Origin of the sequence: Nocardia aurantia, assembly GCF_009604425.1 — a bacterium.
GTDB lineage: Bacteria > Actinomycetota > Actinomycetes > Mycobacteriales > Mycobacteriaceae > Nocardia > Nocardia aurantia.
On the sequence record NZ_WEGI01000011.1, the window covers coordinates 346,018 to 359,635 of the forward strand.

Annotated in this window: 10 protein-coding genes and 1 pseudogene; 7 read left to right on the plus strand and 4 right to left on the minus strand. The window is 69.5% G+C overall.

From position 1 onward, the window contains the following. Nucleotides 1–30 precede the first annotated feature (30 nt). Together NRB56_RS25945 and NRB56_RS25950 are read right to left on the minus strand one after the other, a co-directional pair. Nucleotides 31–723 (minus strand): response regulator, encoded by a 693-nt coding sequence (locus NRB56_RS25945; protein ID WP_406603531.1) that lies wholly within the window; start codon nucleotides 721–723, stop codon nucleotides 31–33. Next, on the minus strand, nucleotides 720–2,078 hold the full coding sequence (locus tag NRB56_RS25950) for a sensor histidine kinase (RefSeq protein ID WP_153346562.1): 1,359 nt from the start codon (nucleotides 2,076–2,078) through the stop codon (nucleotides 720–722). Before NRB56_RS25950 ends, NRB56_RS25945 begins: the two co-directional genes overlap by 4 nt. Before the next feature lie 200 nt (nucleotides 2,079–2,278). On the opposite strand from NRB56_RS25950, the gene NRB56_RS25955 reads away from it, so the two are divergent. From NRB56_RS25955 to gatB, 5 genes and pseudogenes are all read left to right on the plus strand, one after another. Beyond that, nucleotides 2,279–2,599 (plus strand): hypothetical protein, encoded by a 321-nt coding sequence (locus tag NRB56_RS25955; protein ID WP_153346564.1) that lies wholly within the window; start codon nucleotides 2,279–2,281, stop codon nucleotides 2,597–2,599. Nucleotides 2,600–2,618: 19 nt separating this feature from the next. Continuing rightward, a pseudogene (locus NRB56_RS25960) lies at nucleotides 2,619–3,296 on the plus strand (ABC transporter ATP-binding protein); the annotation flags it as partial. 398 nt (nucleotides 3,297–3,694) lie between these two features. Next, a complete protein-coding gene (locus tag NRB56_RS25965; RefSeq protein WP_319943534.1) occupies nucleotides 3,695–6,187 on the plus strand; it encodes an ABC transporter permease in 2,493 nt (830 codons plus the stop codon). Nucleotides 6,188–6,344: 157 nt separating this feature from the next. After that, on the plus strand, nucleotides 6,345–6,599 hold the full coding sequence (locus NRB56_RS25970) for a hypothetical protein (RefSeq protein ID WP_153346568.1): 255 nt from the start codon (nucleotides 6,345–6,347) through the stop codon (nucleotides 6,597–6,599). A 46-nt stretch (nucleotides 6,600–6,645) separates the two neighbouring features. After that, nucleotides 6,646–8,157, plus strand: a complete 1,512-nt coding sequence (gene gatB, locus NRB56_RS25975; protein WP_153346570.1) for an Asp-tRNA(Asn)/Glu-tRNA(Gln) amidotransferase subunit GatB — start codon at nucleotides 6,646–6,648, stop codon at nucleotides 8,155–8,157. A gap of 370 nt (nucleotides 8,158–8,527) precedes the next feature. Here the strand turns inward: gatB and NRB56_RS25980 are convergent, their stop codons facing one another. After that, the gene (locus NRB56_RS25980) at nucleotides 8,528–9,652 is read right to left on the minus strand and encodes a PQQ-dependent sugar dehydrogenase (protein ID WP_153346572.1); all 1,125 of its coding nucleotides are present in this window, start codon (nucleotides 9,650–9,652) and stop codon (nucleotides 8,528–8,530) included. A 122-nt stretch (nucleotides 9,653–9,774) separates the two neighbouring features. On the opposite strand from NRB56_RS25980, the gene NRB56_RS25985 reads away from it, so the two are divergent. Continuing rightward, the gene (locus NRB56_RS25985; RefSeq protein ID WP_319943535.1) at nucleotides 9,775–10,581 is read left to right on the plus strand and encodes a DoxX family protein; all 807 of its coding nucleotides are present in this window, start codon (nucleotides 9,775–9,777) and stop codon (nucleotides 10,579–10,581) included. 38 nt (nucleotides 10,582–10,619) lie between these two features. Continuing rightward, complete coding sequence (locus NRB56_RS25990) at nucleotides 10,620–11,423, plus strand: thioesterase family protein (RefSeq protein ID WP_319943536.1); 804 nt, start codon at nucleotides 10,620–10,622, stop codon at nucleotides 11,421–11,423. A 52-nt stretch (nucleotides 11,424–11,475) separates the two neighbouring features. On the opposite strand, the gene ilvD is transcribed toward NRB56_RS25990, so the two are convergent. Then, nucleotides 11,476–13,317 carry a dihydroxy-acid dehydratase gene (ilvD, locus tag NRB56_RS25995; RefSeq protein WP_153346576.1) on the minus strand — a complete coding sequence of 614 codons (1,842 nt, stop codon included), beginning with the start codon at nucleotides 13,315–13,317 and terminating at the stop codon, nucleotides 11,476–11,478. Nucleotides 13,318–13,618: the final 301 nt, after the last annotated feature.

The window sequence follows — 13,618 nt, forward strand, 5'->3', positions numbered from 1 at the left end:
TGCCCGGTGGCCCACCGGGGTGCCTGCCCCTCAATCTGCAGATTCTCCCGGTGCGACGACACCGTGGTCAAATGCGAACACGATTGCGGCGGATCGATCTCGTAACCCCAGCTTCCCGAAGATGTGTCCCACGTGGCTCTTTACGGTCACTTCGGAGATACCCAGTTCGGCAGCGATTTCTGTATTGACACGTCCGCGGCCGATCAGCGTGAGAACGTCCAGCTCACGGGCCGTCAGCTCGTTGAGATGGTCGTCACGCCGGGTCGCCGCGGGGCGCGCGGAGCGGTAGGTGGACAGCACTCTGCCCGTGACCGACGGGTCCAGCCAGGAATCGCCGCCGGCGACCGTGCGAACGGCCCGGATGAGGTCCTCGGCGGGGGAGTCCTTGAGGATGAAACCGGCCGCCCCGGCCCGCAACGCGCCCGACAGTAGATGGTCGTCGTCGAAGGTGGTGAGCACGAGCACCGGGGGAGCCTGCTCACCGGCCCGCAGCCGCTCGGTCGCGTCGATACCGCCGACCCGTTTCATGCGCAGATCCATCAGAACGACATCCGGGCGTTGCGCGGCCACCGCTGCGGGCACCTCGTCGCCGTCGGAGCATTCGGTGACGACGAAGCCGTCCCGGCGCCGCAGGATGCGCCGCAATCCGCCGCGGACCAGTTCCTGATCGTCGACGACTAGGACGGCGATCGTGTCGGTCTCTCCCGCACCATCGCCGATCACACGCTCTCCTGGAATTTGCGCGTCACGGAGCTGAACGCGTCCCGCACCAGCCGCAGCGGGTCGTCCTGACCGGTGGGTGCGCAGGACAGGCCCGGCTTGCCGAGCGGAATACGGGCGGCCACGTGCCAGCTGCCGCTCGCCGGTCCGGCCGACAGCGTGCCGCCGAGCAGATTGGCCCGCTGCCGCATGCCCGCGATGCCCATTCCGCCGCCGCGCCGTATCACCTGCCAGCCGGGCACCGTGTTGTCGATGGTGACGGTCGCCTCCGCCGCCGACACGGTGATGCGCAAGGTCACCGCGGCGCCGCGGGCGTGTTTGGCGACGTTGGCCAAGGATTCCTGGGTGATCCGATACAGCGCGAGACCCGTTGTCGCCGGGACGATCCGGCTGTCCCCGGTGAGCTGGAAGTCGACCTCCAGCCCGGCGCGCACGAAATCGTCGACCAGATCGGTGACATCGTCCAGGGAGGGTTCCGGTGTGACCGGCGACGGCCGCTCGCCGAGCAGTCCCACCGTGCGGCGGATGTCGGCCATCGCCTGCCGCCCCAGCCGTTCGGCGTCGACCAGGGCGTCGACGGCCTCGTCGACGTCGCGATCGGTTTGCAGGGAATGCCGCGCGGCGGTGAGATGCAGCAGCGTGATGCTCAGCGAATGGGCGATGACGTCGTGAACCTCACGGGCGATGCGATGCCGCTCCTCGTCGGCGGCCTGCGCGGTCCGGATGGTCTGGTTCTCCCGCTCCTGGTACAGATACAGGCGCTGGTACTGCATCATGATGCCGACCATGGCGCCGAGCACGACGGCGATCAGATAGCTGGCCAGTGCGTCGATCCCGGGACCGACCATGTGGAACACCACGAGTTCGGCCAGCGCCGCGGCCGTGAACGGCAGGCTGATGTGCTTCGGCCCGATGGCCGCGACCTCGCCGGCGATCACCACCAGCACGAACGGCGAGGCGTCCAGCGGCACCGGCTGCAGCAGGAACAACCCCTCGGAGACCAGGCCGATGAGCGACAGCGGAATCGGCCGCGGCTGCACCCCGAACACGGTGAGTATCGGATAGGTGAAGATCACCAGCAGGATCGCCAGGAGCGGCACGAGACTCGGGAAGTATGAGTGCCGTTGCGCGACCGCCGCGATCGAGGCGATCGCCAGCGTCAGATCCGCTACCAGGATCACCGACGGCGGGTAGTCCAGCGGCATCTCCTCCACATGCCGGTGGAACGCCCCGCTGGGATCTCGCATGAAATCGAGGAGGCGCTGCTTGCCGTGCTGCCACCCGACTACGATCTGCCAGGCTGCACGAGCCGACAGCGCCGCCGACGCGGCGAACATGATGACGCGGAGCACCTCCATGTCTCCAGGCTAGCGATCGGATCCGCCGGGTTCATCGTTCCCGGATCGGGGCGCACCTCCTACTCCGGTAGGAGACAAAGTCTCGTCCACGGCACGAGGTTTCGGGGCCGGCGGATCCGTAGCGTGATTGCCGAGCAGTCGGCGCCCGGCGCGCCGGGCGAATGGGGCGAAACCGAATACACAGGGAGAGGGGTGAAGTGATGACCTGGGCAGATCTGCACGCACGCACCGCGATCATCGGTACGGTGCTCGCGCGCGGTGCGGTCGACCCGGCCGATCCGAAGCTGCTGCACGGCCTTCCGGACACGGATCGACTGTTCGGCGGCCCGGCCGGGATCATGGCCGCGTTGCAGTACCGGTGGGACAACCACCTGCGCGCCAAGTCCGATCTGGCGCTGATCGAGGGACGGTCGTCTGCGGAGAGCTATGTGCAGTTGGCCGCCGAGCAACCGGTACTACGCGCGATACTCGACGCACACCACGAGCGCGTGCGGCGGCCGGACCGCGTACTGGTGCGGTGAGAGGGCCGGGGGCACAACCATGTTGGAACTGATCGACGTCGTCAAGGAATATCGGGTGGGCGGACAGGTCGTTCGCGCGCTCGACCGGGTCGGCCTGCGCATCGAATCGGGCGAATTCACCGCGATCGTGGGCCCGTCCGGGTCCGGTAAGAGCACCTTGCTCCATCTGCTCGGCGCGCTCGACTGCCCGGATTCCGGTTCCATCCGGTTCCGCGGCGAGGAGATCGCCGATCTCGACGACGACCGCCAGTCCGAATTCCGCCGGCATCGGGTGGGTTTCGTATTCCAGTTCTTCAATCTGCTACCCACGCTCTCGGCCTGGGAGAACGTCGCCGTCCCGAAACTGCTGGACGGCACCGGGCTTCGCCGGGCGAAGCCGCGCGCCCTCGAGTTGCTCGATCTGGTCGGCCTCGCCGACCGTGCGCACCATCGCCCCTCCGAGCTGTCCGGCGGCCAGATGCAGCGGGTCGCCGTGGCTCGCGCACTGATCATGGACCCGCCGCTCATCCTCGCCGATGAGCCGACAGGCAACCTGGACTCGGCCACCGGCGCCGCGATCCTCGAATTGCTGGGCGACATCGCCGCACAGGGCAATTCGGTCGTCATGGTCACGCACGACATGAGCGCGGTCGAATACTGCGACCGCGTGATCACCCTCCGCGACGGCCGCATCGGCGCGCAGGAGCGGACAGGCCGGGAGCGTGCCGCCGGGCCACGAGCCCGCAAGGCCGACGCGCCGCCCGCCCTGTCACTCTTGACGGAACGCCCTGCGCCCGAACCGGAAGACCTCGCCTCCGAACCGGAAGACCTCGCCTCCGAACCAGAAAGCCTTGTGCCCGAACCAGTTTCGATCGGGAACGACGAGCCCGCAGGGAGTGTGGGGCTCGCGCACGACCAGCCTGCCCGAGGTGTGAAGCCTGCCCGAAGCATGGGGCTCGTGCACCACGAGCACGCCCGAAGCGTCGATCTTGCGCGCGACGAGCCTGCCCAGGGCGCTGATCTTGCGCGCGACGAGCCTGCCGAGAGCGCCGAGCTCGCGCACGACGAGCCCGCCCCGAGCACCGCGCTCGCGCACGACGAGCATGCCCGGACCTCGTGATGCGCGCGGCATGGGATCGGCTGCGGCTGTTCAACCTCGGTGAACTCGTGGTCCATCGCGGCCGCACGGTCATCGCCCTCGTGGTGATGGCCGTGTCCGCCGGACTGCTGGTCTCCGTATTCAGCATCGCGGGTTCGGTGACCGGTTCGGTGGACATGCTCACCAAGAGTCTCGGCGGCAGAGCCGAACTGGAGATCTCCGGGATCACCGACGACGGATTCGACCAGCGCATGCTGGCACAGGTACGCGCCGTGCCGGGCATCGAGGCAGCAGTGCCGATGCTCCGGGCGCAACTCGCCTCCGGCGACGAGCCCACCCTGCTCGTCGGCGCCGACGCAAGCGTCGCCGCGCTGGGCAGTTCTCTCGACGCACCGCTCCGGGCCCAGGCGGTGCGCCTGCTGAGCACCCCGAACGGCGTACTGACCGGGTCGGCCCTCGGATATGCCGTGGGCGACCGCTTCCATCTCGGTACCACCGCGGTGACCGTCGCGGGCGTCCTCGACGACGCCACCTCCCGGCGGCTCGACGGCGGCCACATCATCGTCGCCACCCTGCCGGTCGCACAACAGATCGCGGGCCGCGCCGGAACATTGGACTCGATCGAGATCGTGCCCGTCGCCGGCACCGATGTGGCCCGGTTGCGCACCGCGCTGACCACCCTGGTGAACGGCCGCGCGGTCGTGGCCGAGCCGGGTCTGAGGACCGCGCAGGCCGGCGGAGCCATCCAGTTGGTCCGGTACTCCACCACGATGGCCTCCGCGGCGGCGCTGATCGTCTCCGGATTCCTCATCTACAACGCGATGAGTATGGCTGTGGCACAACGCCGTCCGACGTTGTCGCTGCTGCGCGCGATGGGCGGCCGCCGGAGCCCGATGGTCCGCGACCTGATCGCCGAGGCGGCCCTGCTCGGCCTGGTCGGCGGCGCGCTCGGCGCCGTGGCGGGAATACTCACCGGCCGGTTGACGATCGCCCGGATCCCGGCCGCGATGATCGCCTCGGTGCAGACCCACATCGACTACCTGGTGCCCGGCTACGCCGTACCGGCGGCGATCGCGGCCTGTGTGGCGGCCAGCGTGACGGCGTCGGCGATCGCCGCCCGGCAGATCTACAAGGTGCAGCCCATCGAGGCCCTGGCTCCCGTCGGCGTCTCCAAGGCGGACGCGGTGAACCCGTTGTTGCGCTGGGCGGCAGTCGTTCTCGGCCTGCTCATGGTCACCGCGGCGATCGGCATCGCCCGCGCCGATCTGGGCCGCTACTCGCTGGCCGCGATCTCGTTGTCGATCGCCGCGGCGCTGGTGCTCTGCTTCGCCGCGACCGGGCCGATCGTCGCGCTCGCCGCCGCGGTGGCGCGAATCTTCGGCGCTCCCGGCGCGCTCGGCGCCACCACGATCGAACGGGCCCCACGCCGGGTGTGGGCCACCGCGATGACGGTGATGATCGGCGTCAGCGCGACGGTGGCGATGGGCGGCGCTTCCGGCAACCTGGTCGACGCGGCGACCGCGGGTTACGCCGATCTGGCCCGCCGCGACGCCTTCGTCAGTCCCACGCCCATGGCCTCGTATCCCACCGGCCCGGTCCTCCCGGCCGACCTGAAGGCGCGCATCGCGGCGGTCCCGGGCGTCACCGACGTCGGTTCGGCGCAGATGGCCTTCGCGACCCTCGGCCGGGGCCGGGTCATGCTGCAGGCCTACGAGCACGGCTCACCATCCTCGCTCATCGACGGCCTGAAACCCGGTGTGGTGGAAGCGATGTCGTCCGGCTCGGGGGTGGTCGTCTCTCGCGACGTCGCGCGCGATCTGCACGTCCGGGAGGGTTCGCCTCTCGACCTGCCCACCCCGACCGGCGTCCACACCGTGCGGGTACTGCAGGTGATCCCGTACTTCTCGGCGATCACCGGCACCGTGGTGCTGGATCTGGACGTCCTGCGGCAGTGGTATGCCCGCCCCGGCGAGACCATCCTCGGCATCAATTTCGCCCCCGGCGCCGACCCGGCCACGACCTTCGCCGCGATTCGCGCCGTACTGCCGCCAGGCGCCTTCCTCGCCGGCGGCCGCGACGCGGTGGCCGCCGTCTCCGAGGGCGTCCGCCAGGGCACGGCCCTGTCCGGGTCCATCCTGTGGATCGTGGTGCTGGTCTCGACCGTCGCCCTGCTGAACACGCTGATGCTCTCGGTGCTGGAACGCCGCCGCGAACTCGGCGTGCTGCGCGCGATGGGAATCAGCCGTCGCTTCCTGTTGCGGACCGTACTCACCGAGGCCGTCGGCATCGGATGTACCGGCGCCGCACTGGGTGCGGCGGTCGGCGCCGCCGTGCACTACCTCGCGACCCTGGCCCTCGGGCACGCCATGACCATCGACGTCACCTACCACCCGGGCCCGATGCTCCTGATCTACGCCACCGCCGCGCTGATCCTGGCACTGCTCGGCTCGATCCCGCCCGCGGTCCGCGCCGCCCGCCTCCCCATCGTGGAGGCGATCGCCGCCGACTGACCGCGGGCCAGGAGGGGAGCCCTCACCCGGCCCGCCGGGTGAGGGCCGTCCTCGCGACTGCGTGTGCACACATGCTGCGGGGTCGCGGGGGAGGGGGATCCGTCGGCGCCGCACCGGAACCCGATGCGCACGCACCCGCCCCCGGTTATCGTGGGGCATGGCCGATTTCGAGATCACCGATCTGCCCGACGACGTCGTGGTGAAAATGGGCAAGCGCGCCCGCGCCGCCGGTCTCTCGCTCCCGGACTACCTGCGGCACGAGCTGATCCGCTCCGGCCGCAGGCACTCCTACCTCGACGGCATCGTGGAATTCCAGGAGATCCGCGACCAGCAGCCCGCCGATCTCGACCCCAGCCTGCGGGTCGACATGGAGGCGGTGGCCGCGTCCCTGCGCTACGTGCGCGGGGAGTAACCCTCCGGAAATTCGACTGTCGGAGGTTTTCCCTAAACTTGTCGGCATGACTGCACCCACGGTGGACTTGATGGACTATGCCGACGTCATCGACCGGTACGAGCCGGTGCTGGGCATGGAGGTCCACGTCGAGCTGGGCACCGCGACCAAGATGTTCTGCGGCTGCCCCACCGCCTTCGGCGCCGAGCCGAACACCCAGGTGTGCCCGGTGTGCCTGGGCCTGCCGGGTTCGCTGCCGGTCGTGAACCAGAAGGCCGTCGAATCGGCGATCCGCATCGGCCTCGCCCTCAACTGCTCGATCACCCCGTGGGGCCGGTTCGCCCGGAAGAACTACTTCTACCCGGACCAGCCGAAGAACTACCAGATCAGCCAGTACGACGAGCCGATCGCGCAGAACGGCTACCTGGAGGTCGTCCTCGACGACGGCAGCACCTTCCGCGTCGAGATTGAGCGCGCCCACATGGAGGAGGACACCGGCAAGTCGGTGCACGTGGGCGGCGCCACCGGCCGCATCCACGGCGCCAGCCACTCCCTGCTCGACTACAACCGGGCCGGCGTCCCGCTCATCGAGATCGTCACCAAGCCGATCACCGGCGCCGGCGAGCGCGCCCCCGAGGTCGCCCGCGCGTACGTCACCGCCCTGCGCGATCTGCTGAAGTCGCTCGACGTCTCCGACGTCAAGATGGAACAGGGCTCGCTGCGCTGCGACGCCAACGTCTCGCTGATGCCCAAGGGCGCGAGCGTATTCGGCACCCGCACCGAGACGAAGAACGTCAACTCGCTGAAGAGCGTCGAGGTCGCGGTGCGCTTCGAAATGCGCCGCCAGGCCGCGGTACTCGCCGGCGGCGGCACGATCGTGCAGGAGACCAGGCACTTCCACGAGGCCGACAGCTCCACCTCACCGGGCCGCCGCAAGGAGACCGCCGAGGACTACCGCTACTTCCCGGAGCCCGATCTGGAGCCGATCGCGCCCGACCCCGCCTGGGTCGAGGAGTTGCGCGCCACCATCCCCGAATACCCGTGGCTGCGCCGCGCCCGCATCCAGGCCGACTGGAACCTCTCCGGCGAGGTGTTCCGCGACCTGATCAACGCGGGCGCCCTCGACCTGATCATCGCCACCGTCGACGCCGGCGCCTCGGTCGACGCCGCCCGCTCCTGGTGGGTCGCCTACCTCACCGAGAAGGCGAAGGAACGCGAGGTCGCCCTCGACGAGCTGCCGATCACCCCGAAGCAGGTCGCCGAGGTCGCCGCCCTGGTGGAGGCGAAGACCATCAACAACAAGGTCGCCAAGCAGGTCGTCGATTTCGTGCTCGCCGGTGAGGGCAGCCCGGCCGAGATCGTCGAGGCCAAGGGCCTCGGCATGGTCTCCGACGATTCCGCCCTGCAGTCCGAGGTCGACAAGGCCCTGACCGCCAACCCGGACATCGCCGACAAGATCCGCTCCGGCAAGGTGCAGGCCGCGGGCAAGATCGTCGGCGACGTCATGAAGGCCACCCGTGGCCAGGCCGACGCGGCCCGCGTCCGCGAACTGGTCCTCGCCGCCTGCGGAGTCGCCTGAGCCCGGCCCGCACCCGGTTCACCGAAACCGGGTGCGGGCCACCACAATCGACAAAACCCGCAACACGACGACTCCGGCGGTGCGATTCATCCGCCGGGCGGGCGGTCTGCCCCACGAGTTCGCCCGAGCCGGGGCGCGCACCGCTACCCGTCGAACACGCGCACCGACCTCCGAATCCGGGGCCACCGCCTACCCGTTTCGGCTGGGTGGTGTCCACGGCCTCCGCTGAGGTGTCCGGCCGTCCGTTCGACGACCCGGGCCATGGCGACCCCCCTCAGCAGGAACATGGGTGAGCAGCAAGAGCGACCGGTCGTACGTCTACGACCCGGTCCGCGATCACCGAGGACTCGAATCCCGGCAGCGCCCGGCCCTACTCCCGTCCGCCGTTCCCGCCCGAAGGCGCGATGACCACCACCCGGTCGTCGGTCGGCGTCGGCTGACCACCCACCTTGTTGACCGTATCCACCCAGATGGTCCCGTTCGGCCCGGGTGCGGCGCCGTTGATCCGCCCCCACTTGTCCTGGTACAGCAGCGAGGGCGCGGACGTGATCGCGTACGTGTCCTTCTCGGTCTTCGCGAACGACACCCCGCGCGCGTTCGTCATCGCGACCGCGACGAAATCGGATCCGGCCGCACACCCGGCCACGCCGGGATGATCCGGCCAGGTCCACGCGCTGGTCACGGTGCCGGTCGGGGCGAGCCGCTGCAACCGGTCCTCCACCGCGGTCCGGTCGGTGAACCACAGATTCCCCTGATCACCCTGGCACACCGCCCCCGCGGTCCCGATCCCCGACACCAGCACCTGCGGCGCCGCCGTCGATCCGGTCCGCGGTGAGTCGATCCGCAGCAACTTGCCCCCCAGCGAACCCTGATCGTTCGCGCCCGCGGGATTGCCCGCATCACCGGTGAGCACCATCAGCTTGTCCGGATCCGTGAACAGAATGGACCCGTGATTCCCGCTGCCGCCCTTGGGAATTCCGGTCAGGATCGGCTTCGGCACCCCGTCGGCGCCGATCCGCACCACCCGGTTGTCGCTGGGCGTGGTGATGTACGCGTAGAGCAGATGGTCCTCGTTGTAACTGGGCGAGAGCGCGATGTCGTTGAGCCCGCCGTCGCCGGACGCGTCCACATCCACCTGGCCGATCTGCTTCAGATAGTTGGGCCACGGCCCCGGATCCTGGGTATCGATCAGGAAGATCTTCCCGGTGGACCGCTCGGCGACCAGCCCGCTGAGCCCGTCGGGCAGCGGGATCAGCCCGGTCGGATCGTTCACACAGCTGGCGATGACCGCCGGATCCGGATCCTCGCACGGTCCGGGCGGACGTTTGGTGGTGGTCGGCGCCTGCGGCGAGGTCGGCCCCATTCCCTCGGGCTCGATGGTCGGCGCGGGGGTGAACGGTTTGGAGGCGGATTCGTCGAACCGGGCACAGCCGACCACCAGACCGGCGGTGACGGCCAGGATCGAAACGATGCGGCCGGCGACAACCAAACTCATGGTTCAGACGTTACGGAAGGTTGTCCACGAGCGCTCGCAGGGGTCGGTCGGCCCCGCGTGTGGCGCGGACACGCCGCCACTGGGGGCAGCGGAGTTCCGCGGGCCGACATACCCTGACTGGAGTGACCGACAAGTCGAACGCCACCGCGCCGAACAACGCCCCCGGACACCCGGGAGCAACCACAGCGATCGGCCAGACGGCACGCAGTCCCTTCGATGCGCCCACGGGAAAGTTACCGGTGTTCGGTACGCCCCTGGCCCGCACCGAGGACGAGTTGGGCCTCGACCCCGAGGTCCCCACCGTCGGTGAGATCGGATCCCCCGAAATGGCTACCCCCTCCTACTCGTACGCCAGCATTCCGCCCGCGCCCACCCCGTCGGCCGAGACCGTCCGGTTGCGCCGTGCCAATCTTCCCGAATACAGCCGCGGCACGACAGATTTCGGTCTGTTCGCGCTGCGTCTGCTGGTCGGCCTGAGCTTCCTCTACCACGGCCTGCAGAAGCTGACCGGATGGTTCGACGGCCCCGGCATGGACGGGATCCGCCGTGCGATGGAACACGGCGGCTGGAAGCATGTCGACGTCGCCTCGTCGCTGCTCAGCGGCGCCGAGGTCGGCGGCGGCGCGCTGATCGTGCTGGGCCTGGCGACGCCACTGGCCGCGGGTGCGGTGGTCGCCACCATCACCGACGCCTGGCTGTGGAAGCAGAGCATGGCCCACGGCATCGAGTACAAGCAGGTCGAGGTGGAATCGCTGCTGGCCGCCGCCGCGGCGGTGCTGATCCTCACCGGCCCCGGCCGCTGGTCCTTCGACCGCGGTCGCGGCTGGGCCACCCGCCCGTCCTGGGGCTCGTTCGCCTGCCTGGTGCTGGGCGTCGCGGCCGCTCTGGGATCCTGGTTCTACCTGCACGGCGGTAATCCGTTCCACTGAGACCGGTTTCCGCCCGGACGAGAGAAAGGGCGTTTCCGGTGACCATCACAGGACCCGAGTCGAGCTACTTCGAGCGGGTGGGCGACGACCGGTTCGCGCCCACCCGGCACGTCGGCGGGGCCTGGTCCACCGATGAGCAGCATTTCAGCCCGCTCGGCGGGCTGATCGTGCACGAGATCGAGCGCATCAGGGCCCGTGAACACCGGCCGGAACTACTGATCGGCCGTCTCACCTTCGACATCCTCGGCGCGATCGCGTTCGCGGAGTTCGACATTCGGGTCGACATCGTGCGTCCCGGCCGCACCATCGAACTGGTGCAGGCCACCGCGACGATCGGCGGTCGCGCCACCGTCACGGCCCGTGCCTGGTTGATGACCGCCGAGGACACCGGCAGCGTCGCGGGTGGCGAGCCGCCCCGCCTGCCGGATCCGGAGACCCTGACGCCGTGGCCGCTGACCTCGGTCTGGCCCGGTGGCTACATCGCCTCCCTGGACACCCGCCCGGTCGGCCCACCCCAGCCCGGCCGCACCACCGCCTGGGTGTCCACCCCCGTGCACCTGCTCGCCGGTGAGCCGGTGAGCCCGCTGGCCGCGTATATCGCCCTGGTCGACACCGCCAACGGCATCGCGGTCCGGCAGGAACCGACGAAGTGGATGTTCCCCAACCTGGACCTGACCGTCCATCTCTACCGCCAGCCGGAAGGCCCGTGGACCGGGCTCGACACCAGCGTCACGTTCGGCGCCACCGGACAGGGCCTGACCAGCACCGTCCTGCACGACATACACGGCCCGGTCGGCCACGCCGAGCAGATCCTCACCGTCCGCCCGCAACCGGACCGCTGACCGGAAAAGCCCGGAACCCGTTGCGGGCCCCGGGCTTTCGCCGCTCGAAAAGCTACGGCACCCGCCGCACGGCGCCCTTGTCCGCGGAGGTCGCCAGCGCGGCATAGGCCCGCAGCGCCATCGTGATCGGCCGATCACGATGCGCCGGCTGCCACGGCCGTTCGGACGCATCCATCTTCGCGCGCCGCTCGGCGAGAACCGCGTCGGAAACGAGCAATTCGAGGGCCCGCGTGTGCACATCGATGCGAACCCGGTCGCCGTCTTCGATGAGCCCGATGGTCCCACCGCTGGCCGCCTCGGGTGAGATGTGCCCGATCGACAGACCGGAAGTTCCACCGGAGAAACGCCCGTCGGTGATCAACGCGCACACCTTACCGAGGCCCGCACCCTTCAGGAATGCGGTGGGATGCAACATCTCCTGCATCCCGGGACCGCCCGAGGGTCCTTCGTAGCGGATGACGATCACGTCGCCGGGCTGGATCTTCTTGCCCAGGATCGCCGACACCGCCGCCTCCTGGGATTCCAGCACCACGGCCGGCCCCTCGAAGGTGAACAGGTCCTCGTCGATACCCGCGGTCTTGAGGATCGCGCCGTCCACCGCGATATTGCCGCGCAGCACACACAATCCGCCCTCGACCGTGTAGGCGTGCGCGATATCGCGGATGCACCCCTTCGCGGCGTCGGTGTCCAGCGACGACCAGCGGTTCTCCGTGGAGAACGGCACCACCGTGCGCACCCCGCCCGGCGCCGCGTGGAACAGCTCCAGCGCCTCGTCGGAGGCCTTGCCGGAGCGGATGTCCCAGGCGTCCAGCCAGTCCTCGAGGGTGCGGGTGTGCACGGTGGTGACGTCGGTCTCCAGCAGCCCGCCGCGGCGCAACTCACCGAGGATGGCCGGGATGCCGCCGGCCCGGTGCACGTCCTCCATGTGGTAATCGGAGTTGGGGGAGACCTTCGACAGGCACGGCACCCGGCGCGAGATCTCGTCGATGGTTCCGAGATCGAAGTCGATCTCACCCTCCTGGGCCGCGGCCAGGGTGTGCAGCACCGTGTTGGTGGAGCCGCCCATCGCGACATCCAGTGCCATCGCGTTGCGGAAGGCCTTGGCATTGGCGATGTTCCGCGGCAGCGCCGACGCGTCCTCGTCGCGGTACCAGCGGTTGGCAAGCTCGACGATGGTGGTACCGGCCCGCTCGAACAGCGCCCGCCGCGCGGCATGGGTGGCGAGCGTGGACCCGTTGCCCGGCAACGCCAGACCCAGCGCCTCGGTGAGGCAGTTCATCGAGTTGGCGGTGAACATGCCGGAACAGGACCCACAGGTCGGGCAGGCGCTGCGCTCGACCTCGTCCAGGCCCTCGTCGGTGACATTGCCGGAAGCGCTGGCCGAGATCGCGGTGATCAGATCGGTGGGCGCCTGCGCGACACCGCCGACCACGACCGCCTTACCGGCCTCCATCGGCCCGCCGGAGACGAAAACGACCGGGATGTTGAGCCGCATGGCGGCGTTCAGCATGCCGGGAGTGATCTTGTCGCAGTTGGAGATACACACCAGCGCGTCGGCGGTGTGCGCGTTGGCCATGTATTCGACGGAATCGGCGATGATCTCACGGCTGGGCAGCGAGTAGAGCATGCCGCCGTGGCCCATCGCGATGCCGTCGTCGACGGCGATGGTGTGGAATTCGCGCGGGACGCCGCCGGCCGCCCGTACGGCGCCCGCCACGATCTCGCCGACGTCCTTCAGATGCACGTGGCCGGGGACGAACTGGGTGTACGAGTTCGCGATGGCGACGATCGGCTTCCCGAAGTCGGAGTCGGTGAGGCCGGTGGCCCGCCAGAGCGCGCGAGCGCCCGCGGCGTTGCGTCCGGCGGTGGTGGTGCGTGAACGAAGCGGTGGCATGAGTATGGGTCCTCGGTCGGATGTCCTCGTCCCGGTGCGATCCGGGACCGGTCGCTGGAGGCTGCCGGCGACTGAGCCGAGTGTCTCGGCGGCGTCTCCACGGTACTCCCGCGGAGATCAGGCGGATGCGCCGGTGGCGGCCGGGTTCGGATTCGCGATCGGTCGCCGTGCCGCCCGTCGTGCCGGATGGGCACCTGGGCGGCAATCGTACGGATATCGCTTGTCAGCCCTTCGAGGATGCCATTTTGTTCCCGCTCCCGCCGCGGATTTCTCACGGTATCGCCGTCATCGCACCGCTTGT